Source organism: Streptomyces sp. CRCS-T-1 (genome assembly GCF_024442335.1).
GTDB classification, from domain to species: domain Bacteria; phylum Actinomycetota; class Actinomycetes; order Streptomycetales; family Streptomycetaceae; genus Streptomyces; species Streptomyces koelreuteriae.
Map to the genome: position 1 here is coordinate 5,775,465 of NZ_CP101651.1, position 21,619 is coordinate 5,797,083.

At 71.7% G+C, this 21,619-nt stretch carries 21 protein-coding genes; 10 read left to right on the forward strand and 11 right to left on the reverse strand.

Annotation, left to right across the window (positions count from 1 at the left end; all coding sequences use genetic code 11):
- The first annotated feature begins 137 nt into the window (after positions 1 to 137).
- A complete protein-coding gene (locus NNW99_RS26160; protein WP_215124463.1) occupies positions 138 to 1,847 on the forward strand; it encodes a SulP family inorganic anion transporter in 1,710 nt (569 codons plus the stop codon).
- Between the two features lie 78 nt (positions 1,848 to 1,925).
- Here NNW99_RS26160 and NNW99_RS26165 read toward each other — a convergent pair whose 3' ends face one another.
- Positions 1,926 to 2,354, reverse strand: a complete 429-nt coding sequence (locus NNW99_RS26165; protein ID WP_215121557.1) for a peptidase inhibitor family I36 protein — start codon at positions 2,352 to 2,354, stop codon at positions 1,926 to 1,928.
- A gap of 235 nt (positions 2,355 to 2,589) precedes the next feature.
- Between NNW99_RS26165 and NNW99_RS38995 the strand changes: the two genes are divergently transcribed.
- Positions 2,590 to 3,750, forward strand: coding sequence for a helix-turn-helix domain-containing protein (locus NNW99_RS38995; RefSeq protein WP_215121558.1), 1,161 nt, complete (start codon positions 2,590 to 2,592; stop codon positions 3,748 to 3,750).
- On the opposite strand, the gene NNW99_RS26175 is transcribed toward NNW99_RS38995, so the two are convergent.
- Positions 3,725 to 4,681: an SMP-30/gluconolactonase/LRE family protein gene (locus NNW99_RS26175; protein WP_215121559.1), complete on the reverse strand. Its 957-nt coding sequence runs from the start codon at positions 4,679 to 4,681 to the stop codon at positions 3,725 to 3,727. The genes NNW99_RS38995 and NNW99_RS26175 overlap by 26 nt on opposite strands.
- A 159-nt stretch (positions 4,682 to 4,840) precedes the next feature.
- Between NNW99_RS26175 and NNW99_RS26180 the strand changes: the two genes are divergently transcribed.
- A protein-coding gene (locus NNW99_RS26180) for an IS5 family transposase (protein WP_251058078.1) occupies positions 4,841 to 5,670 on the forward strand; the annotation gives its coding sequence in 2 pieces (ribosomal slippage) (positions 4,841 to 5,189 and positions 5,189 to 5,670; 831 coding nt in all).
- Positions 5,671 to 5,685: 15 nt separating this feature from the next.
- On the opposite strand, the gene nirD is transcribed toward NNW99_RS26180, so the two are convergent.
- From nirD to NNW99_RS26195, 3 genes are read right to left on the reverse strand one after another with little or no spacing between them, the layout of a single operon-like run.
- Positions 5,686 to 6,036, reverse strand: a complete 351-nt coding sequence (gene nirD, locus NNW99_RS26185) for a nitrite reductase small subunit NirD (protein WP_215121560.1) — start codon at positions 6,034 to 6,036, stop codon at positions 5,686 to 5,688.
- Positions 6,033 to 8,645: a nitrite reductase large subunit NirB gene (gene nirB / locus NNW99_RS26190; RefSeq protein ID WP_215121561.1), complete on the reverse strand. Its 2,613-nt coding sequence runs from the start codon at positions 8,643 to 8,645 to the stop codon at positions 6,033 to 6,035. The genes nirD and nirB overlap by 4 nt, the downstream gene beginning before the upstream one ends.
- On the reverse strand, positions 8,645 to 9,862 hold the full coding sequence (locus tag NNW99_RS26195) for an NAD(P)/FAD-dependent oxidoreductase (RefSeq protein WP_215121562.1): 1,218 nt from the start codon (positions 9,860 to 9,862) through the stop codon (positions 8,645 to 8,647). The genes nirB and NNW99_RS26195 overlap by 1 nt, the downstream gene beginning before the upstream one ends.
- Before the next feature lie 172 nt (positions 9,863 to 10,034).
- On the opposite strand from NNW99_RS26195, the gene NNW99_RS26200 reads away from it, so the two are divergent.
- On the forward strand, positions 10,035 to 10,817 hold the full coding sequence (locus NNW99_RS26200; RefSeq protein ID WP_215121564.1) for a sulfite exporter TauE/SafE family protein: 783 nt from the start codon (positions 10,035 to 10,037) through the stop codon (positions 10,815 to 10,817).
- A gap of 146 nt (positions 10,818 to 10,963) precedes the next feature.
- Positions 10,964 to 11,872, forward strand: coding sequence for a squalene/phytoene synthase family protein (locus NNW99_RS26205; RefSeq protein ID WP_215121565.1), 909 nt, complete (start codon positions 10,964 to 10,966; stop codon positions 11,870 to 11,872).
- Positions 11,873 to 12,022: 150 nt separating this feature from the next.
- Here NNW99_RS26205 and NNW99_RS26210 read toward each other — a convergent pair whose 3' ends face one another.
- Positions 12,023 to 12,721, reverse strand: a complete 699-nt coding sequence (locus NNW99_RS26210; RefSeq protein ID WP_215121566.1) for a TetR/AcrR family transcriptional regulator — start codon at positions 12,719 to 12,721, stop codon at positions 12,023 to 12,025.
- Between the two features lie 135 nt (positions 12,722 to 12,856).
- Between NNW99_RS26210 and NNW99_RS26215 the strand changes: the two genes are divergently transcribed.
- Complete coding sequence (locus NNW99_RS26215) at positions 12,857 to 14,221, forward strand: serine hydrolase (protein ID WP_215121567.1); 1,365 nt, start codon at positions 12,857 to 12,859, stop codon at positions 14,219 to 14,221.
- Positions 14,222 to 14,332: 111 nt separating this feature from the next.
- Here NNW99_RS26215 and NNW99_RS26220 read toward each other — a convergent pair whose 3' ends face one another.
- Positions 14,333 to 15,226, reverse strand: coding sequence for an NAD(P)-dependent oxidoreductase (locus NNW99_RS26220; protein ID WP_215121568.1), 894 nt, complete (start codon positions 15,224 to 15,226; stop codon positions 14,333 to 14,335).
- Between the two features lie 107 nt (positions 15,227 to 15,333).
- Here NNW99_RS26220 and NNW99_RS26225 point away from each other — a divergent pair, with 107 nt between their 5' ends.
- On the forward strand, positions 15,334 to 15,726 hold the full coding sequence (locus NNW99_RS26225; RefSeq protein WP_215121570.1) for a helix-turn-helix domain-containing protein: 393 nt from the start codon (positions 15,334 to 15,336) through the stop codon (positions 15,724 to 15,726).
- On the opposite strand, the gene NNW99_RS26230 is transcribed toward NNW99_RS26225, so the two are convergent.
- Both NNW99_RS26230 and NNW99_RS26235 read right to left on the reverse strand, forming a co-directional pair.
- Positions 15,664 to 16,395: a class F sortase gene (locus NNW99_RS26230; RefSeq protein ID WP_215121572.1), complete on the reverse strand. Its 732-nt coding sequence runs from the start codon at positions 16,393 to 16,395 to the stop codon at positions 15,664 to 15,666. The genes NNW99_RS26225 and NNW99_RS26230 overlap by 63 nt on opposite strands.
- 144 nt (positions 16,396 to 16,539) lie before the next feature.
- Entirely contained in the window at positions 16,540 to 17,058 is a 519-nt protein-coding gene (locus NNW99_RS26235; protein WP_215121573.1) for a hypothetical protein, read from the reverse strand.
- A 273-nt stretch (positions 17,059 to 17,331) separates the two neighbouring features.
- On the opposite strand from NNW99_RS26235, the gene NNW99_RS26240 reads away from it, so the two are divergent.
- The gene (locus NNW99_RS26240; protein WP_215121574.1) at positions 17,332 to 17,925 is read left to right on the forward strand and encodes an NADPH-dependent FMN reductase; all 594 of its coding nucleotides are present in this window, start codon (positions 17,332 to 17,334) and stop codon (positions 17,923 to 17,925) included.
- Between the two features lie 398 nt (positions 17,926 to 18,323).
- Here NNW99_RS26240 and NNW99_RS26245 read toward each other — a convergent pair whose 3' ends face one another.
- Positions 18,324 to 18,743 carry a gamma-glutamylcyclotransferase family protein gene (locus tag NNW99_RS26245; RefSeq protein ID WP_215121575.1) on the reverse strand — a complete coding sequence of 140 codons (420 nt, stop codon included), beginning with the start codon at positions 18,741 to 18,743 and terminating at the stop codon, positions 18,324 to 18,326.
- A gap of 139 nt (positions 18,744 to 18,882) precedes the next feature.
- Here NNW99_RS26245 and NNW99_RS26250 point away from each other — a divergent pair, with 139 nt between their 5' ends.
- The gene (locus NNW99_RS26250) at positions 18,883 to 20,529 is read left to right on the forward strand and encodes a M4 family metallopeptidase (RefSeq protein ID WP_215121577.1); all 1,647 of its coding nucleotides are present in this window, start codon (positions 18,883 to 18,885) and stop codon (positions 20,527 to 20,529) included.
- Between the two features lie 81 nt (positions 20,530 to 20,610).
- Here NNW99_RS26250 and NNW99_RS26255 read toward each other — a convergent pair whose 3' ends face one another.
- Positions 20,611 to 20,958, reverse strand: coding sequence for an FCD domain-containing protein (locus tag NNW99_RS26255; RefSeq protein ID WP_251057944.1), 348 nt, complete (start codon positions 20,956 to 20,958; stop codon positions 20,611 to 20,613).
- Here NNW99_RS26255 and NNW99_RS39190 point away from each other — a divergent pair.
- Positions 20,936 to 21,592: a PfkB family carbohydrate kinase gene (locus tag NNW99_RS39190; protein ID WP_370869209.1), complete on the forward strand. Its 657-nt coding sequence runs from the start codon at positions 20,936 to 20,938 to the stop codon at positions 21,590 to 21,592. The two genes, NNW99_RS26255 and NNW99_RS39190, sit on opposite strands and share 23 nt — an antisense overlap.
- The last annotated feature ends 27 nt before the right edge of the window (positions 21,593 to 21,619 follow it).

The following is a 21,619-nucleotide window of genomic DNA, read 5'->3' on the forward strand; positions in this document are numbered from 1 at the left end:
TGGCTGGGGGCGGTCCCGGCGTAGGCACGGCGGGGCGCGGTCCCGCCGCAGGACCGGCAGGCGACGGCCGGGGCGGCTCTGTCGGAGGCGGCCCGGCAGGGCGTGTCGGAGAAGGTGGGCTGGGTGGGCTCGTGCGGATGGTGACCGGGGGCGCGAAGGGGATGGGTGGCAAGGCCGGGGCCAAGGCCGACCTCGTCACCGACATCACCGCCTCGCTGGTCGTCTTCCTCGTCGCGCTGCCGCTGTGCATCGGCGTGGCCGTCGCCTCGGGTGTTCCGGCCGAGCTCGGGATCATCTCCGGGGTGATCGGCGGCCTGGTCGTCGGCGCGGTCAAGGGCAGTACGCTCCAGGTCAGCGGGCCTGCCGCCGGGCTCGCCGCGCTCGTGGCGGACACCGTCGCCGATGTCGGCGTGGCCATGCTCGGCGTGATCGTGCTGTTCGCCGGCCTGCTGCAGATCGTCCTCGGACTGGTGAAACTGGGCCGGATGTTCCAGGCCACCTCGGTCGCCGTCGTCCAGGGCATGCTGGCCGGCATCGGCGTGCCGCTGATGTTCAGCCAGGCCTATCCCATGGCCGACGCCAAGGCACCCGGCACCGCGATCGAGAACATGGCCGGCATCCCCGGGCTGCTGGCCGGCATCCTGACGAACCCGCAGGCCATGATCGCCACCCTGCTCGGCATCCTCACGATCGTGCTCAGCTTCGTGTGGAAGAAGGTGCCCGGCCCGGCCGGGAAGATCCCGGCCGCACTGGTCGCCGTCGGCATCGGCGTGGTCGTCGCCGCGCTGCCCGGCGTGGACGTGAAGACGCTCCAGGTGGGCAACCTGCTCGCGTCCGTGAACCTGCCGGGCGCGGAGCAGTTCGGCGCGCTCACCGACGGCGCGATCATCACCGCCATCCTCACCTTCACGGTCATCGCGTCCGCCGAGAGCCTGTTCACGGCCGCCGCCGTGGACCGGATGCACAGCGGCCCGCGCACCCGCTACAACACCGAGCTGGTCGCCCAGGGCGTCGGCAACACCGTCGCGGGCGTCCTCGGCGCACTCCCCATCACCGCGGTCGTGGCGCGCAGTTCGGCGAACGTCCAGGCCGGGGCCAAGACCCGGCTCTCCCGCACGCTGCACGGCCTGTGGCTGCTCGCGTTCGCGCTGCTGCTGCCGCAGGTGCTCGCGCTGATCCCGATCTCCGTGCTCGCCGGTGTCCTCGTGCACAGCGGCTGGAAGCTGTTCGCGCCCGCCGAGTTCCCGAAGATGTGGCGCCAGGACCGGGGCGAGTTCGCGGTGATGACGCTGACCACGCTGGTCATCGTGGCGACCGCGCTGCTGGAAGGCGTGCTGTTCGGCGTCGCCGCGGGCATCGTGCTGGCCGCGCTGCGCATGTCGCAGACCGTGATCCGCCAGCACATGGAGGAGGACACGGCCAAGGTCGTGATGGCCGGCAACGCCACGTTCCTGCGCCTGCCGAAGGTGATCGAGGCGCTGGAGGCGGCCGCCGCGTCCGGGAAGCCGCGGATCCGGCTCGACCTGACCGGCGTGACCCACCTGGACCACGCCTGCCGCAACCAGGTCGAGGAGTTCACCGCCCAGCAGCGGGGACTGGGTCTCCGGGTGGAACTCCTGATGCCCGGGGAGGCCAAGCAGGCCGAACCGGCCGGGTCCCGTACCGCCGCGTCCGCGGGGGAGGCCCCGGGCTCGGCGCCGCTGCCCAGGCGCCCGGTCGCCGGAATGGAGGAGGAGCCGGCCGGGGCGGGGGAGCCGGCGCCCTGGCCCACCGCCGACGCCGAGTGGTTCTACCTCGACACCCGGCCCCTCCCCGAAGAGCAGTCCCGCTCATCCCTCCTGGGATGACCCCCACGCGGGACAAGCCGCGGTGGCGTGCACGCAGGAGCGGGCGTGCACGCCACCGTGCGTGGATCCCCGGGCGCGTCAGCCGCAGCTGCCGCTGATCCACCGGTGGGAGCGGACCTTGTACGTACCGGCCAGGTTGCCGCCGTGCTGCTGCCGGGTGCAGCCGATCCGGTCGCTGTAGTCGGCGCCCCGGTAGTAGGCGACACCGGTGGAGCTGCTGGTGCCGGCGTTCCACACCGACTTCACGTTGGTCGTGGCGGCCCAGGAACACCTGATGGAGCCGCTCTGCCAGTCGGGGTCGGCCACGTCCCACGCGCACTTGCTGCCGGTGAAGTTGGCGCCGGTCCAGAAACAGATGTGCCCACTCGCGCAGTCCACCGCCGCGGGAGCGGCCGGAGCGGCCGAAGCGGAGGTCGGCACGGCCAGGGTCGTGATGGCGGCGGCGCTGACGGCGAGGACCGCGAACAGCGGTGTGGTGCGGGAGTTCCTGCGGACGGAAAGGCGCATGAGCCTGTTCTCCTCGAGGGGTCGGGGGTCCGGTCGTTCGGACGGCCCGACGCTGGCAAGGCACGCCTGGGTCCGGCAAGGACGGCGGGGCCGGCTGGGATGCCGGGACGGATGGGACGGCGCCTGACTGGCGCGTTCCGAAACCGTTGGGACGGCCATGGGATGCCTTTGGTGGCACAGTGGCGCCTGAGGCGCCCGACCAGCGCCCGTGGGGGTATCCGAGGGGGGAAACCCGATGTCCGAATGCCCGGAAACGGAACGGTTCGCCGCGCTGCTGCGTGCGCTGAAGAGCCGGTCGGGCCTGAGTTACGAGGCCCTCGCCAAGAAATCCGGCCTGGCCGGTTCGACGCTGCACCGCTACTGCCGCGGCACATCGGTGCCCCAGGACTACGGCAGCGTCCACCGGCTGGCCACGGTCTGCGGCGCGACCCCGGAGGAACTCCGCACCCTGCACCGCCTGTGGGCCCTGGCGGACGCGGCGAGAACCACGGCGGCCGGTGCCGAGGAAGCGGAAGCGGAAGCAGTAGCGGTATCCGGGCAGGGCACAGGGCAGGAAGCGGAAGAAGAGGAGACGGAACAGGAAGCCGAGGCAGAGAGGGAGGGGGAAACGGTCCCAGACAACGCCGGGGAGCCCGACCCCGACCCCGAACCCGCCCCCACCCTCCGCCCCGACCCCCGCTCACGCAGGCACCGCCTCCGCACCTCCGTCGTCACCGCCGCCATCGTCGCGGCCCTCAGCGTCTCCGCCTGGGCGCTGTACGGCGCCCGGACGCCGTCCGGCAGCGGCGGCGCCGACGGACGCGGTTCCGGTGACGACCGGCCGTTGTTCTCGGCCAATTGCCCGCCCGTGATCGCCATGGGCGAGCACGACGAGTGCGTACGGGAGGTGCAGCGCCTGCTGCACGCCAAGGGCGCGGACATCGGCGTCGACGGCAGCTTCGGTCCGCAGACCCTGCGCCGTGTCACCGCCTTCCAGGTGCTGGCCGGGATCCAGCCGAACGGGGTCGTCGAGGAACCCACCAAGAAGGCGCTGTACGCCTCACGGGTCCGGATGAGTGTCTGGTCGCAGGAGAAGGTGCGGCAGCGGGTCCGGGAGGTGTTCCCCGAGGCGCCGGACAAGGCGGTGGCCATCGCCGACTGCCAGTCCTTCCTGGACCCGCTGCACATCCTGCCCAACACCAACGGCACCCGGAACTGGGGCCTGTTCCAGATCTCCGACGCCCGGCTGCGCGAACTGGGCGGGACGCCCCGTCAGGCCCTGGACCCGGAGTGGAACATCCAGGCGGCCCGACGGCTGTGGAGCGAGGACCGCGACTTCGGCGACTGGCCGCACTGCGCCCGAGCCGCCGAAGCCACCCCGGCCGCCTCCCTCACAGCGACACCGACACCGCGTTGAACGTCGTCTGAGGCGTCTGCGGGCTGGTGAAGCGGGCGTTGACGAGATAGAGGCGGTCGCCGAACCGGGCGGCGGTGGTGGGCACGTCGAAACGGGGGTCGGTGATCGTCCGGCGCAGGGTGGCCGTCGTGGCGTCCCGGTCGAGGTCCCAGACGGTGATCTTGTTCTGGCGGTTCTGTACGACGTACAGGACGCGGCCGAGGCGCACCAGACCGTCGCCGCCCGTCACGTCGGTCCCGCCCACCAGCGCGACCTTGGTGGCGTGACCGGTCCGGATGTCCACCCGGTACAACTGGCCCGCGTTGACGACGATCAGGCCGCGTCCGTCGGGGGTGGCGACCAGGCCGTTGGCGCTGTTGGTCCCGGCCGGTGCCTGCACCCACTCGCCGGTGAGCGGAAGGGCGCGCACCTTGCCCGTGCGGCCGCGCGGGACGCCGTGGAGGACGGCGTCCCGGGAGTCGGTGAACCAGGCGCGGTCGCGGTGCAGGACGACGTCGTTGATGAAGGGCGCCGCGTTCGGGGTGAGCTGGTAGGTGGCCAGCAGCTCACCGTCGCGCGCGTCGAGGACCTTCGCCGTCCCGCCGGCGCCGCCCGCCACGTACAGCAGGCCGTCGCGGTCCAGCTTCAGACCGATCGACGCGAGGCCGGCGGCGCCCCGGTGCAGGACGCCGCCCTCGCCGGTGCGCAGGTCGGTGCGGTAGATCGAGCCGTCGGCACGTGAACCCATGTACGCGTACGGCCTGCTGCCGATGGTGATCCCCTCGGGGAGCCACCCGTCGGGCAGCGGAAACTCGCTCGGCCAGGCCGAGGCCCGCGTCGAGGCCCCGGACGAGGCCTGTGCCGAGACCGTGCCCGTACCGGCGACCGCGAGCGCGGCGACGGCCCCGCCGAGCACGGTCCGCCGGGACGGCTGGAAGTGGTTCCGAGTCATGATCGCGCCTCCGTGGGAGGGAAGGTGGGGGTGCGCCTCGATGTAACGCGACGTACCCCGTGCACCGCTCCCCGGTCGGCGAACTCGACAGGAACCCGACAGAAGCCGGACGCTCCTAGGTCGTGTCCGCAAAGTGGCGGCGTCGTTGGTTGGTTCGTGGTGCGTCGTCATGAGCTGACTGATGAGTCGTGGGCGGTGATCGAGCCGTTGCTGGCTCCTCCGCGGATGGGGCGTCCGGTGCGGGATCGTCGGCAGGTGGTCAACGGCATCCTGTGGAAGCTGTCCACGGGGGCGGCCTGGCGGGACCTGCCTGAGCGTTACGGCCCGTGGAAGACGGTCTACGAACGTTTCCGCCGCTGGTCGGCAGACGGCACCTGGGACCGGCTGCTGGCCCAGGTCCAGCAGCACTGCGATGCCGTGGGCGCCGTGGACTGGACTGTCGTCTGCGTCGACTCCACGACTGTGCGGGCTCACCAGCATGCGGCCGGGGCCCGAAAAGGGGGCTCTGGCCGGGCGAGGCGATCGGCCGGTCCCGTGGCGGGCTGACTACGAAGATCCACCTGGCCTGTGATGGGCAGGGCCGGCCGCTCGCCTTTACCCTGACCGCTGGGAACGTCAACGACTGCACCCAGTTCGAGCAGGTCATGGCCCGCATCAGCGTCAGCCGACGCGGGCCCGGCCGGCCCAGAACGCGGCCCGATCGGGTCGTCGCGGACAAGGGCTACTCGTCCACGAAGATCCGCTCCTACCTGCGTCGGCGGGGCATCAGAGCCGCGATCCCAGAGCGGATCGACCAGATCAACGGCCGCATCCGCCGAGGCGAAAGCCTCTGCCGACTCGACCGGACCACCTACCGGCGCCGCAACCTCGTCGAGCGCTGCTTCAACAAGCTCAAGCACAACAAGGCCCTGGCCACTCGCTACGACAAACGCGCCCGCCACTACCAAGCCATGGTCACCCTCGCCTGCCTACGCCTCTGGCTCCCCTGACTTTGCGGACACGACCTAAGCGGCGCGCACCTTGTACGCCGTCACACGCACCTCCTCGTCGTCCAGGCACTGCCCGGACGCCAGGTCGAAACGCTGCTTCAGCAGCGGGGAGGCGACGAACGGGCGGCCCTGGTGGGTGCCGGTCAGGCCGCGGGAGAGGACGGCCGCGCCGGTGAAGGGGTCGCGGTTGTCGATGGCGAACAGTTCGCCGGAACGGTCACGGAAGATCGCGGCCTGCCGGCCGTCCGGCAGCAGTGCCGCCACCCCGCGGCCGGGGAGCAGCGTGCTCAGGTCGCAGACCGTGAACCAGTCGCCGTCGAGGGCGAGTTCGATCTTCAGCTCGGTGGTCTCGGGTGCCAGGGTCATCGCTGGGCGCTTCCTTCCAGAACGTCGGCGGGTCGCATACCGATGGACAGCAGCGGCAGGTCGGGCTTCATCTGGTCGCGCTCGGGCACGAAGGCGACGACCGGGTCCGGGGTGTCCGGCGCGTTCACGAAGGACACGAACCGGGACAGCTTCTCGGGGTCGTTGATGGTCTCGGCCCACTCGTCGCGGTAGTACGCGACATGCGCCAGCATCAGCTTCTCCAGCTCGTCGCAGATGCCGAGGGAGTCGTGGACGACGACGTCCCGTACGTGGTCCAGGCCGCCCGGGATCCGCTCCAGCCAGGTCGAGGTGCGCTCCAGACGGTCGGCCGTACGGATGTAGAACATCAGGAACCGGTCGATCAGACGGATCAGTTCGGCGTCCGACAGGTCCTGGGCCAGCAGGTCCGCGTGACGCGGGGTCGCGCCGCCGTTGCCGCCGACGTAGAGGTTCCAGCCGTTGGCCGTGGCGATCACGCCGAAGTCCTTCGACTGGGCCTCCGCGCACTCGCGCTGGCAGCCGGACACCGCCGACTTGAGCTTGTGCGGCGACCTGAGGCCCCGGTAGCGCAGCTCCAGGTCGATGGCCATGCGGACGGAGTCCTGGACGCCGTAGCGGCACCAGGTCTGGCCGACGCAGGACTTCACCGTGCGCAGCGACTTGCCGTAGGCGTGTCCTGACTCGAAGCCGGCGTCGACCAGCCGGGCCCAGATCAGCGGGAGCTGCTCGACGCGGGCGCCGAACATGTCGATCCGCTGGCCGCCGGTGATCTTCGTGTAGAGGCCGAAGTCGCGGGCGATCTCGCCGATGACGATCAGCTTCTCCGGGGCGATCTCGCCGCCGGGGATGCGCGGGACGACCGAGTAGGAGCCGTTCTTCTGCAGGTTGGCCAGGAAGTGGTCGTTGGTGTCCTGCAGCGAGGCCTGCTCGCCGTCCAGGACGTAGCCGCTCGCGCCGATCGTCGGGGCGAGGGAGGCGATGATCGAGCCGACGGCCGGCTTGCAGACCTCGCAGCCGTCACCGCCCCGGGCCTCCTCGCGGCCGTGCCGGTCCAGCAGGTCCTGGAACGTGGTGACACGCAGGGCGTGGACGATCTCGTAGAGCTCCTCGCGGGTCTGCCCGAAGCAGCCGCACAGGCCCTTGTCGACCTCGATGCCGCCGGCCTCCAGCTCGGCGTTGACGAGCTGGCCGAGGACCTTGACGCAGGAGCCGCAGCCGGTGCCGGCCTTGGTGCACTTCTTCACCTCGGGCACGGTCACGCACTGGTGGTCGGTGACCGCGCCGCGGATCGTGCCCTTGGAGACGTTGTGGCAGGAGCAGACGATCGCGTCGTCCGGCAGCGCGGACGGGCCGAGCTGCACGGACTCCCCGGCCCCGGCGGGCAGCACCAGCGACTCGGGGGAGACCGGCGGGACCGAGCCGGTGAAGGCCTTCAGCGTGCCGTACGCCTCCGCGTCGCCGACCAGGATGCCGCCGAGCAGCGTGCCGTCGCGGCCGATGACCAGCTTCTTGTACAGGCCGGAGCGGGAGTCGGAGTAGACGACGTCCAGGCAGTCCTCGGCGGTGCCGTGCGCGTCACCGAAGGACGCCACGTCCACGCCGAGCAGCTTCAGCTTGGTGGAGAGGTCGGCACCCGTGAAGGCGGCCTCGTCGGCGGCGATCGTCGCGGCGGCCGTCTCGGCCTGCTCGTAGCCGGGGGCGACCAGGCCGTACACCCGGCCGTCGGAGGCCAGCGCGCACTCGCCGATCGCGAACACGTGCGGGTCGTTGACCGTGCGGCACTGCTCGTCGACCGTGATGCCGCCGCGCTCGCCGACCGTCAGACCGCAGTCGCGGGCGAGCTGGTCGCGGGGGCGGACACCGGCGCTGAACACCACCAGGTCGGTGGCGAGTTCGGAGCCGTCGGACAGCTTCATGCCGGTCACGGCACCGCCCTCGCCGACCACGACCTCCTGTGTGCCCACGCCGGTGTGGACGCTCAGGCCCATCTCCTCGATGGTGCGCAGCAGGGCCGCGCCGCCGCCGTCGTCGACCTGGACGGGCATCAGCCGGGGCGCGAACTCCACGATGTGGGAGGTCAGTCCGAGACCCTTGAGCGCACCGGCCGCCTCCAGCCCGAGCAGACCGCCGCCGACCACGGCACCGACCTGGGCGTTCTTCGCGTACTCCTCGATCGCGAGCAGGTCCTCGATCGTGCGGTAGACGAAACAGCCCTCGGCGTCCTTGCCCGGGACCGGCGGCACGAACGGGTAGGAGCCGGTGGCCAGGACCAGCACGTCGTAGTCGACGACGAGACCGGAGCGGGCGGTGACCCTGCGGGCCTCCCGGTCCACGGTCTCCGCCGGGTCACCGATGTGCAGCTCGATGCCGTGGTCCTCGATGAACTGCATGTCCGTCATGGACAGGTCCTCGGGCGACCTGCCCGCGAAGTACGACGTGAGCTGGACGCGGTCGTACGCCGGACGCGGCTCCTCGCAGAGCACGACCACGCGGTGCGTGGCGGTCAGGCCGCGCTCGGCGAGCGCTTCGAGGAAGCGCTGGCCGACCATGCCGTGGCCGACGAGCACGATCGTGGGGGTGGCCTCCGTGGCCTCCGGGGTGGCGGTCATCAGGAGCCTCCATCGTTGGTGAGCAGGTGGAGCAGCGGGCCGCCGTCGGAGGGGAGCGGCTCTGCTCCCTCCCAGGCGCGGGCGAGCGCGCCGACGGTGCCGAGTTCGCCGACGAGGACCCCGCCGACCAGGCGGTCGTCGCGGACGACGACCTTGCGGTAGGTGCCGCGCGTGGCGTCGGCGAGCTGGACGACGTCGTCGCCCGGGAGGGCCTCGGTCTCGCCGAACGCGGCGAGGTCGAAGGGACTGTCGTGTCCCGTGAGCGTGAGCCGGGTCAGCGAACGCGTGCCCGTGTACCGGGCGGTCGCGTCACCGGCGAGCAACTCCGCCAGCACGTCGGCCTGTTCGAGCGCCGGGGTGGCGAGGCCGTAGAGCACGCCGTCGTGCCGGGCGCAGTCGCCGATCGCGTGGATGTACGGGTCGGAGGTGCGCAGCTCGTCGTCCACGACGACGCCCTTGCGGACGTCGAGCCCGGCGTCCTGCGCGAGGCCCACGCGCGGGTGCACACCGCAGGCGACGACCACCAGGTCCGCGTCGAGCGCGTACCCGTCGGCCATCTCCACCGAGCGGACGGCGCCGCCGACGCAGCGCACGTCCCGTACGCGGCACTCGGTGTGCACCTCCACGCCCAGCTCGGTCAGATGCCGCTGCACGAGCTTCGAGGAGGCCGGGTCGAGCTGGCGCTCCATGAGCCGCTCGGACTGCTGGGCGAGCACGACCTGGGCGCCGCGCAGGGCGAGCGCGCGGGCCGCGGAGACCCCGAGGAGCCCGCCGCCGATGACGACCGCCTTGGCCCCCGGCCGGACCGCCTTGGACAGTCCCAGGCAGTCGTCCATGGTCCGGAAGGCGTGCACGCCCTCGGGCAGCCGGTGGTCCTCGGTGAACAGCCCGCGCAGCGGCGGCAGCACCGGGTTGGAACCGGTGGCGAGCACCAGCCGGTCGTATGCGATCACCGAACCGTCCGCGCAGGCGACGGTGCGCGCGTCGCGGTCGATGCCGGTGACCCGGCCGCGGGTCAGCTCCGCGGGCGCGGGCAGGGCGATCACCTCGGGGCTGTACCGTCCGGCCAGCACCTCGGCGAGCAGCACGCGGTTGTAGGGCCGGTGCTCCTCCTCGCCGATCAGCAGCGCGGGCGTGCCGAGCTCACCGAGCCGCCGGGCGAGCCGTACGCCCGCGAGGCCGGTGCCGATCACCACCACACGCTCATTCGAGGTCATGCCCTTGAGCGTGCGGTGCCGGTGTTACCCGGCAGCATCACATCTGTTTCCCACGGGGAACGCTGCCCTCAGCGGGGGCGGGGGGCGGGTGTGAGGGTTCCCGACGTGCGGCGGAGCCGGGCTGTGAGGGACGCGCGGGGCCTCGCACAGGGCCTCGCATAGGGTCTCGATCATGCCCGACATATCGCTGACCATGATCGTCCTGCTCTGCCTCGCGGCGCTCGCCGCCGGCTGGATCGACGCCGTGGTCGGCGGCGGCGGGCTCCTGCTCCTGCCGGTGCTCCTGCTCGGGCTCCCGTCGCACACACCGGCCGCGCACGCGCTCGGCACCAACAAGGCGGTCGCCATCGTCGGCACGACGGGCGCGGCGGTGACGTACGCCCGCAAGGCCCCGGTGGACGTGAGGACAGCCGGCCGCATCGGTCTCGCCGCCCTCGCCGGATCCTCCGCCGGGGCCTTCTTCGCGGCCGGGATGAGCACCGAGGTCCTCAAGCCGGTGATCATGGTGGTGCTGCTCGCGGTGGCGGCCTTCGTGATCCTGCGGCCCGCCTTCGGCACGGCCCCCGCGACCGGTCCGGCCACCCGCCGCCAGATCCTCGCGGCGATCGGCCTCGCGGGCCTCGGCATCGGCTTCTACGACGGCCTCATCGGCCCCGGCACCGGCACCTTCCTGGTCCTCGCCCTCACCGCCGTCCTCCACCTCGACCTCGTCTCCGCCTCCGCCACCGCCAAGATCGTCAACTGCTGCACCAACGCGGGCGCCCTCGCCACCTTCGCCTGGCAGGGCGCGGTCCTGTGGCAACTGGCCGCCCTCATGGCCGTCTTCAACCTGGCGGGCGGCACCCTGGGCGCCCACACGGCCCTCAAGAAGGGCAGCGGCTTCGTCCGCATCGTGCTGCTGACGGTGGTGTTCGCCCTGGTGGCGAACCTGGCGTACGAACAGTGGCTGGCCTAAGGCTCTCCCGTAGCTGTGGTTTCGGACGGCCACAGCCCGGGCGAGGTACCGCACAGAGTTGTAGGGCCCGAGTATGACTGGCAGGACGAGCGGTGACTTCGGCTGGGCCTGCTGACCGGCAGGTTCGCCCTGCCTACGATCGGCGCATGAGTGCGTGGAACCAGAGCCTGGACGTTGCGGGGATACGGGAGCCGGAGCTCCGGCGGGACTACAGCGCTCAGCGGGAGTCAGTCGCGCGTTTCAGACGTGCCTCGTACCTTGCGGCCCGTCTGCTGTTGCCGAAAGCGGTGCTGCCTCATGTGGTGGCCGCGACGGCGGTGATGCATCACGGGGACAACCTGCTGGACACCGGCCCGAAGCCACAGCGAGTCACGGCGTGGGGGGCGTGGGAGCAGGAGGTGCGTAAGGCGCTGGACAGCGGGGTGAGCGACGATCCGCTGATCCGTACGCTGCTGCACACCACGGCCGCGTACCCGCGCCTCCGGGAGGTGGTGGAGGAGTACTTGGCCACCGCCACCGCCGAGTTGGAGTTCGCCGGCTTCGCCACCGAGGCCGACTACCAGGCGTATGTGGACGCCTACTCGCTGCCCGCGTTCATGCTGGTCGCGTCCCTGCTGAGGCCGGAGCACGAGGACGGGGACTTCCGGGCCGGGTGCCGGATGTTCATCGACGGAAGTCAGCGGCTGGACTTCGTCAACGATCTCGCCGAGGACCTGGCGGAAGGGCGGCTGGGCATACCGACGGAAACGCTGGCACGCTTCTCGGTGACGGAGAGGGACCTCGCGGAGGCGCGCCAATCGCCAGGCGTACGGGAGTTGTTGGAGTGCCAGATAGAAGCGGCGCGCACCTCCCTGCTGGCGGCCAAGGAACTGCCCGTCCTGACCGCCAGCCGCAACGGCGTGTTGTTGGAGGCAGTCGCCGAGATCGAACTGCTCACCGCGGACGCGGCGCTCGCGCAGGGCGCCCGACTGCTGCGCGGGTCCGCATCCCCGCCGATGGTGGGCTCGCTACGAGTGATGCTGGGCGCTCGTCGAAGGGCCCGCAGACAGGGCTGAACCGTCCTGTGTCCTCAGGGCCCTCCAGGGGCGCGGGGAACTGCGCGACCCATCACGACAGCGCCGCGGCCGAACGACGGCCTGTTGTCAGGGGCGCGGGGAACTGCGCGATCAACCACAACGGCGCCGCAGCCGAACAACGCACGCACATCACCCCCCGCAGCCGCCCGCGAGACGCGCCTCGAACCCGTCGAGAAGAGCCCGGAGCCCGAACTCGAAACTGCTGTCGGGCGCCGCCGCGTACTCCACCGCGGCCTTGGTACCGAGGCGTTCCCGCAACCGCGGAAACTCCCTCGCGGTCTCCGCGGCACGCGCCACCGCATCGGCCAGCAACTGCCCGGCATCCGCACCGTTCCTGCCCAGCCGCCGATTCAACGAGACCTCGGCGGCGGGCCCGAGCGTGCTGCCGAGCACGAAGGTGAAGACGGCGGCCGCCGCCCGGTCCGCGTCCTCGGGCGCGAAGCCCGCCTTCTCGTAGATCGCGAGGCTCAGGTCGTTGTACCGGGCCTGACCGGGCCCGTACAGGAGATGACTGCCGAACGCCTGGACCAGCCAGGGGTGCCGGGTGAGCATCGCGTGCATGCCCTCGGCCTGGGCCGTGGCGGCCGTCCGCCAGTCGGCGTCGGCGTCGGCGGCGTCGGGATCGGGCAGCTCGACCTCGTGCCAGACCGTGTCGCTGGCGAGCCGCACCAGCTCGTCCTTGGTCTTGATGTGCCAGTAGACGGCCGTGGCGGCCGAGCCCAGCCGCTTCGCCAGGCTCCGCATGTTGAGGCCGTCCAGCCCCTCCTCGTCCAGCAGCTCGATGGCCGCGTGGACGATCCGGTCGGCGGTGAGTGTGTCTCGCGGCATGGTGACCACTGTACTTGCACTTAGTTCATGAAAGTCGTTCGACCGCCGTCGGCCGCCGTGAAAGCTCTTGCACTTTGTTCAAGTCCTGGCCTACGCTCACACTCGTACTTAGTTCAAGTGTCCAGAGGGGGAGCCATGACGCAGGAGAAGCTGTCGGATTTCGTCACCACGCAGGCCATGGAGTTCGGCGTCCCAGGTGTGGCCGTCGGAGTGCTCATGGACGGTCAGGAGTTCTACGCCTCGCACGGCGTGACCAGCCTCGCCGGCCCGCTGCCGGTCGACGAGAAGACCCTGTTCCCGCTGGCGTCGGTCTCCAAGAGCTTCACGGCGACCGCCCTGATGCGCCTGGTCGCCGAAGGGAAGGTGGACCTGGACGCCCCGGTCAGGCGCTACGTGCCCGAACTGCAGCTGGCCGACGAGCAGGCCGCGGAGCGGATCACCGTCCTCAACCTGCTCAACCACACCTCGGGCCTCGACTGGAACCTGATCGACGACGGCGAGGGCGACCGCTCCCTGGCCGGGCTCGTACGCAAGCTCCCCGCCCTGCCGCTGATCGCCCCGCCCGGCGCCCGGGCCTCGTACAGCCAGGCCGGATACAACCTGGCCGGCCGCGTCGTCGAGAAGGTCACGGGCCTGCCCTTCGAACAGGCCATGGCGTCACTGCTCCTGGAGCCGGTGGGCCTGACGGACACCGTGTACGGACTGTCGGAGGCGATGGTCCGCAAGCACGCCGTGGGCTACAACCGCGGCGACGACGGCGAGCTGCGGGCGGCCCGCCCCTGGGGAGCCTTCAGGGAGGGCGCCCGCGCCGACAACCCCGGCGGCGGCCTCGCCTCCTCGGTGAGCGACCTGCTGCGCTGGGCCCGCTTCCAGCTCGGCGACGGTGAGGGCGTGCTGCCCGCGGCCGAGCTGCACCGCATGCGGGAGCAGACGGTCGCCCTGCGCGGCAGCACCCTCGGCGACGGCTTCGGCATCTGCTGGTTCCTGCACGACTTCGACGGCCTGCACGGCATCGGCCACGGCGGCTCGGGCAACGGCCACTTCGCCGAGCTGCTCATCGTCCCCGAGCGGGACTTCGCGGTGGTCTCCCTGTCCAACGTCGGCCCCGACGGCTACCCCTTCAACCAGTCCGTCGTGCGCTGGGCGCTCGAGCACTACCTCGGCGTCACCGAGAAGACGGTGGAGCCCCTCCCGTACGACGAGGGACGGGCCCGGCAGGTCGCCGGCCGCTACGAGATCGACGCCATGAACCTCGACCTCGCCACCGACGGCACCCGTCTCACCCTGGCGGTCGGCATCAAGCCGGAGATCCGCGAGGCGTCGGACGAGGAGATGCCCCCGGACTACCCGGCCGCCGACATCGCCTTCCTCCCCGGCGACGGCGACGAGTACATCGTCACCGAGGGCGGCCTCCAGGGACAGCGCGGCTACTTCTCCCGCGACGAGAGCGGCACGATCACGGGCGTCGACCTCGCGGGACGTCTCTTCAAGCGGGTCTAGCGGGACCAGAAGATCTAGCGGGTCCAGCGGGTCCAGCGGGTCCAGCAGGTCCAGCAGGTCCAGCAGGTCCAGCGGGTCCAGCAGGTCCAAGGTCCAGCGGGCCCGCCGGATCTAGCTGGCATCTTGAGCCAGCAGCTCGACGATCCCCGTCCCGTCCTCGTCGCCGTGCCCCTGGGCGAGGCGCCGCTCCATCAGGGCCATGTACGGGGTCAGCAGCTCGGGGCTGACCCGCTGTTCCTCGGCGGTGCGCAGCAGGGTGGCGTTGCCGGCGACCTGCATCGCGAGGTTGGAGACGACATTGCTCGTGTAGTCGCCGCTCTCCAACTGGTCGGCGGTCTGGTGCGCGGCCGGTGCCATCGCGGTCAGCCAGTCCACGAGCAGCGGGGCGAAGTCCTTCGGGGCGATGTCCTCCGGGCGGAGCAGCGCGAAGGCGTGGGTGATACCGGCGAACATGCCGCTCATCGCGCTCAGCAGGGCCACGTCGTGCAGTGCGGCGAAGCCCGGGTCGGCCCCGGCCCAGCGGGCGCCGGCCGGGACGGCGAGGGTGTCGCGGTGCTCCTCGAACAGCTCGGGGGAGCCGCTGTAGAAGACATAGCCACCGGAGTCCGCGACCCCGATCATCGGCGGTACGGCCATGATGCCGCCGTCCAGGAAACGGGCGCCGCCGGCTTCGGCCCAGGCGGCGCGGGCACGGCCCTCGGCCGGGGTGCCGGTGGTGAGGTTCACCAGGTCCCGCCCGGCCAGGTCGGCCCCTTCCAGGGCGTCGCCCACGGAGGCGTCGTCGAGCAGGCAGGCGACCACGAGGCGGTTCGCGGCCACCGCCTCGGCGGCACTCGCGGCCACGGTCGCGCCTTCGGCGGCCAGGGCTTCGGCGCGGGCGGGGGTGCGGTTCCAGACGGTCACCGGGTGACCGGCGGCGAGCCAGGCGCGGGCGAGGGCGGTGCCCATGGCACCGGCGCCGAGGAGGGTGAGGGGCGTACGGGAAACAACGGCGTTGTCAGTCATGGCGTTTAGGGTCGTCTCAAGGGAACGGCCTGCTCAAGTACGCACTTGGAAGTGGGTGGTTACCCCGGGGGAAGCATGCAGGCGGCGGCGGGGGAAGGGACTCGGGCATGGGGACGACGGTGCGGCGGCCGGGTGCGTACATCTGCGGGATCGACGCGGCGATGGACGTGATCGGCGGCAAGTGGAAGGTGCTCATCCTCTGGGCGCTGAACGAGCGGCCCTGCCGCTTCGGCGAACTGCGCCGGGAGCTGCCGGGCGTCACCGAGAAGGTCCTCGCCTCGCATCTGCGCGAGATGGAGGCCGACGGCCTGGTGCACCGCGAGGCGTACGACGAGGTGCCGCCCCGCGTGGAGTACTCGCTGACGCCGCGGGGCGTGTCCCTGAACGAGGCCCTGGAACCTCTGGGTGCCTGGGGGAGAACCAACATCCTGGGCAGCTCACCGGCTCCCGGTCAGGTGGGCGAAGACGACCACGTTGCCCTGATAGCCGGTGGCCCGTGAGTAGCCGCCGCCGCAGGTGATGACCCGCAGCTCGGGGCGGCGGGCGGGGCCGTAGACCTTCTGGTCGGGGAAGTCCTTCGTGGGGTACGCCTCGACGGCGTCCACGGTGAACACGGCGACTCTGCCGTCGCGCCGGTCCACCTCGATCGTGCTGCCCTTGGTGAGGGCGCCGAGGGCGTAGAAGACGGCGGGGCCGTCGGCGTTGTCGACATGGCCGGCGACGATCGCGGTGCCCCGCTCACCGGGCGTGGTGCCGGCCTCGTACCAGCCGGCGAGGTTCCCGCGCGCGGCGGGCGGTGCGTCCAGGCTGCCGGTCCGCGTCAGGCCGAGCCCGGTCAGGGGCGCGTCGACGCGGATCGCCGGGATGCGGATGCGGTCGGGCGGCGAGGGCGGCAGCGCGGGCGCGGCATGCCGCTCACCGGCCCGGCCGGCCTGTCCTGCCCGGCCCTCCTGCCCGTCCGGCTTGCCCTGTCCGTCCCGCCTGTCCTGCTCGTCTCGCCCGTCCTGGCTCGCGCGGGCCTGCGCGGCGGACGGCTGGGGAGGGGCGTGCGTCTCGGCGCCGCTGCGCAGCAGCCACGCCCCGGAGCACAGGGCGAACACCGTGACGGCCGCCATGGCGGCGTTGGCCGGATTGCCGAACGTCTTGCCGTACCTGGGGAATCTGCGCATGGCGGGCCCTTTCCTGATCTGCCCTCTGCCCTCCGCGTTTCAGGAGCCCTGCGGGCCCCGTACCCCCCTCCGGGCCGCGAGGGGCGTCGGACCCGGAGGGGGAGGGGACATGCGGTACCGGCGACGGACAGCGGAGGGTGTCCGTCAGATCCCGTCGCCTCTCGCCCGGCGATGCAGGAGCCAGGTACCGCCCGCGGCGGCGACGGCGAGGGCCGCCACACCTGCCGCGGTCTGTACGGGATCGGGGCCCAGAGTGCCGCCGACCCCCGTCTTCACACTCCCCCTGGGATGGACCTGCTGGCGCACGGCCGTCAGCGTGACCACCAGATCCCCCGTGACCACCCGGCCGCTCCCGCCGCACGTCACGGTGATCTCGTACGTCCCCGGCTGCGCGCTCGGCGGCACCCTGAACCGCCCGGTCGCGTCCTGGCCGTCCGGTCCCGGTGCCAGGCCGAGGGAACCGGCCCCGACCGCGCTGGCGTCACCCGTCGCCGTACCGCCGTCGCCGCAGGCCGCCGTGCGCACGGTGACCTGCCCGCCCGGGACCACAGAGGAGGGGGAGACCTCCAGGCCACCGGCGGCCCCGTACGCGGGAGCGGCGGCCAGGGCCGCGGCGGCGACGGCGAGCACGGTGCCGGTCAGCGGCCGGGCGGTACGTCGCATCGGTGCTCCTTCGAGCGGTTCGTTCGTGCACCTGCCCTTCCGAGGTAACGGGCAGCGCGGCGGCCGCGCTTTCTGAGGGGGCGTCAGAATTGGGGTGAATGGGTGTCAGGGGGTGCGCCGCCCGACGGCCGGCCGGGGGTGTTCGGGCAGGTCAGGGCCGTTCTGCGGGCAGGTCCCGGAAAAGCCCGCCGAGCACGTGTGAACGGGTGACCCGGGCATGAGGACACATCCGGGCTTGACCTCAACAAAAGTTGAGGTACGAGGCTGTGCCGTATGAACGCATCAGCGACCCATGCAGAGCCCCTCCATGTGACCCTCATCGTCGGCAGCAACCGCCACGGCCGCTTCGGTCCCGTCGTCGCCGACTGGCTCCTCGACCGCCTCCGGGACCGGGACGACCTGGTCGCCGAGGTCGTCGACGTCGCCGAGACCGACCTGCCGATGTCCTTCGAGCGCACCCCCGAGGCGACCGCCACCCTCTCCGGCATCACCCCGAAACTGGCCCGCGCGGACGCGTTCGTCGTCCTCACCCCCGAGTACAACCACTCCTACCCGGCGGGTCTGAAGAACCTCATCGACTGGCACTTCACCGAGTGGCGGGCCAAGCCGGTCGCCCTCGTCTCTTACGGCGGCCTCTCCGGCGGCCTGCGCGCGGTGGAGCACCTCCGCCAGGTCTTCGCCGAACTCCACGCCGTGACGGTCCGCGACACCGTCTCCTTCCACAACGCCGGCGCGTCCTTCGATGACAAGGGCGCCCTACGGGACCCCACCGGCCCGGACGCCGCAGCCAAGACCATGCTGGACCAACTGGCCTGGTGGGGCGAGGCGTTGCGCAACGCGAGGACGACCCACCCGTACGCGGACTGACGCGCAGGCCGCACGGGCACCGACCGTCGGGGCACGACTCGTACGACGGCCGCCTCGCCCGCGCCGGCCCGCTGCTGACCTGGGGCGTCGCGGTCGCGGCTGGCCCGGTGATTGGCCTCGGCGTATCGCCACGGCCGCCACGCCGGCGTCGGCCTGCTGACTCGGCATCGCGGTCGCGCCCGGCCCGGTGCCCGTCGGCGCTGCGACCTCGACTCGCCCTCCCCCCCCCGCACGCTCGCAGCACATGTTCGTCCCGCTGCGGCGGTGAGTGCCCGCGCTCTCACCTCCCCCCGCTCCCACTACCGCCGGAGGCCACCGGCACCGCGACTACGACTCGTCCAGGCGGGCGCCCCCACACACCCACCGCCCCCACAAACCCACCCCCCCCCGCACACCCCTCACTCCCGCCCCCGCCAATCCCCACCCAGAATCCGCGTCCCCCCGGCCCGAAGCCGCGCGGCCACCCCCGGGCCCGCCACATACACCCAGGCCCGCACCGCCGCCCCGTCCGACACCCTCACCACCTTCCGCTCGACCCGCACGTACAGACTGCGCGGATCCCCCGGCACGTAGTCCTCCAGCCGGTCCAGCTCCGTGAGCAGCGCCCCGTACGACTCCGGCAGGGCGGTGATCAGCTCCCCGGTCACGGTGTCGCCGCCGCCCGGTTCCTCGACCGCGTAGGGGTAGCCCGGCCCGGCGTACAGCACCGTGTCGTCGAGCCGTGCCGGGGCCTCGGAGCGGGTGCGGCCGTGCAGGAAGAGGTCGTGGTTGACCTCGCCGGGGCGGAGCGTGCCGTAGACGAAGAAGGGGAGGGTCACAGGAACGATTCTGCACCCTCACACACCTGCACAACGGGCCTATGGACATGCCATGTCCGGGCCGCCTTAACTCGCGGTCAACATCAACGCCGCCCCCGGTCGACCCCACGCGACCGGGTGTGCCCGTATGAGGAGACCGATGAGTCGGATACGTCCCGTCCGAGGTTCCCGTCTCGCCACCGCAGGTGTGGCCGCCACCGGCATCGGCGCCCTGGTGGCCGCCGTGCTTTCCCCCACCGCCCAGGCGGACGAACGGCCGACCCGGTCCGACGCGATCGACAGTGCGGAGACGGTCCTCGCCGACCGGGCCTCCGAACTGGGTCTCGGCTCGGCCCAGGAGACGAAGGTCCGGGACGTGGTCGTCGACGAGGACGGTACCCAGCACGTCCGCTACGACCGCACGTACCACCGACTCCCGGTCCTCGGCGGCGACTTCGTCGTCCACCTGAACCCGGACGGCACCTACCGCAGCGCCAACCGCGCCACGAAGTCCGCGCTGTCCCTGGACGACGTCACCCCGAAGGTGACCGCCCCGAAGGCCGCCGACCTGGCCGCGAGCCTGCTGCGCGCCGCACACCTCGGCGAGACCCTGAAGAAGCTGACCGCCAAGCCGCGCCTGGTCGTCGACGCCCTGCACGGCGCCCCGAAGCTCGCCTGGCAGACCGACGCGGTCGCGCACGACGGACTCGGCAACCCCGTCGGGCAGACCGTGCTGACCGACGCGACGACCGGCGACCGAATAGACGCCTGGGACACGATGGAGACGGTGTCGGGCGACGGCAAGTCCCTCTACGGCGGCACGGTCGGGCTGAACACCACCAAGTCCGGGGCGTCGTACCGGCTGAAGGATGCGACGCGCGGCGGCACGTACACGGGCGACGCGGAGAACAAGACGGACCGGTGCCTGCTGACGGTCTGCGTGTCCCGCGCCCCCGCGACGCTCTTCTCGGACGCGGACAACCACTGGGCCACGGGCAAGACCTCCGACCGCGCCACGGTGGCCGTGGACGCGCAGTACGGCACGGACGTCACCTGGGACTACTACAAGAACGTCCACAACCGGAAGGGCATCGCCGGCGACGGCAAGGGCTCCTTCAACCGCGTCCACTACGGCAAGAACTACAACAACGCCTTCTGGGACGACAACTGCTTCTGCATGACGTACGGCGACGGCGACGGCAAGCAGCTCGGGCCGCTGGTCTCGCTGGACGTGGCCGGGCACGAGATGTCCCACGGTGTCACCTCGAAGACGGCGGCGCTGACGTACTCGGGCGAGTCCGGCGGACTGAACGAGGCCACGTCGGACATCTTCGGCACGCTGGTGGAGTTCCACGCGAAGAACTCCAAGGATCCCGGTGACTGGCTCATCGGCGAGAAGGTCGTCCGCTCCGGGCTCGGCCGGGAGTCCCTGCGCCGCATGGACAAGCCGTCGAAGGACGGCAAGTCCGCCGACTGCTGGAGCGACAAGGCCGCCGACCTCGACGTGCACTACTCCTCGGGCATCGGCAACCACTTCGCGTACCTGCTCGCGGAGGGCAGCGGCGCGAAGACCATCAACGGCGTCAGCCACTCCTCCCCGACCTGCAATGGCTCCACGGTCAAGGGGATCGGCAAGGCCAAGCTCGGCAAGATCTGGTACCGCGCCCTGACGGTCTACATGACCTCCTCGACCGACTACGCGGCCGCCCGCAAGGCGACCCTGAACGCGGCGAAGGACCTCTACGGCAGCGGCAGCACCGAGCAGAAGGCCGTGGCCTCCGCCTGGAGTGCGGTCAAGGTGGGCTGAACCGCCCTCTCACGACACTCGGTGGTGTCCGCAGTTCGGGTGCGGACACCACCGAGGCCTGTGTCGGAGTCTCTCACTCCGCTACTCCCAGACCACCACGTTCCGCCGCACCGGCACCGACGAGGAACCGGTGGCGAAGAGCTCGGGTGAGTGGGCCCGGATCCGCTCGATGTCGCTGAAGACGGCGCGCAGATGCGTCCGCATGGCGGTGCGGGCCAGGGCGAGGTCGCCGCTGACGACCGCGTCGAAGATCTCCTGATGCTGGTCGGCGAAGACCGCGGGGGAGACGTTCTCGTGCAGGCCCAGCCGCATCAGACCGTGGTGGAAGGCCTCGTCCAGCTCCCGGGGCGAGGAACTGCCGCACGACGTCGACGTCGTCTTCGAGGCGTCCGGCGCACCGGCCGCGCTGGGAGCGGTCCTACGGGCCACCGCCCGCGGCGGCACTGTCGTACAGGTCGGGAACCTGCCAGGCACGGCCGCGCCCGCCGTCCTGGGCGACCTGGTGACCCGGGAGATCACCTGGATCGGCTCCTACCGTTTCGTCGACGAGATCGACGACGCCCTGACCGCCCTGCGCGACGGCCTGGACATCTCCCCGGTCATCACCCACCGCTTCCCCCTGGACCAGGCCGAACAGGCCCTCACGGTCGCGGCGGACCCGGCGAGCGCGAGCAGCAAGGTGATGCTGCGGCTGAGCCGGGTGGGCGACGACGCGTTCGGCTGGCGCATCCGCTCCGAACTCGCGGCCCGGGGCCTCGAGGTGGGCGCCGTCGCCGTGGATACGGCCCATCCGACCGGCGTGTACTTCAAGGACCCGGGCCCGGACGCCACCCGCCCCCTGTACTACCGGAGCGGATCGGCCGCCGCCCATATGGGTCCGGAGCTGGCCGGCGCGCCCGAGTTGCGGGGGCCGCGGATCGTGCACGTGTCGGGCATCACCGCGGCGCTGTCGGGCAGTTGCGCCCAGCTGCTGGAGGAGATCGTCGTACGCCGCACACCGTGGGGCGCGGCGGGGCCTCGGCCGCTGGTCTCCTTCGACGTCAACCACCGCCCCGCCCTGTGAAGCGGACGGAACGCCGAGGCGGCACCG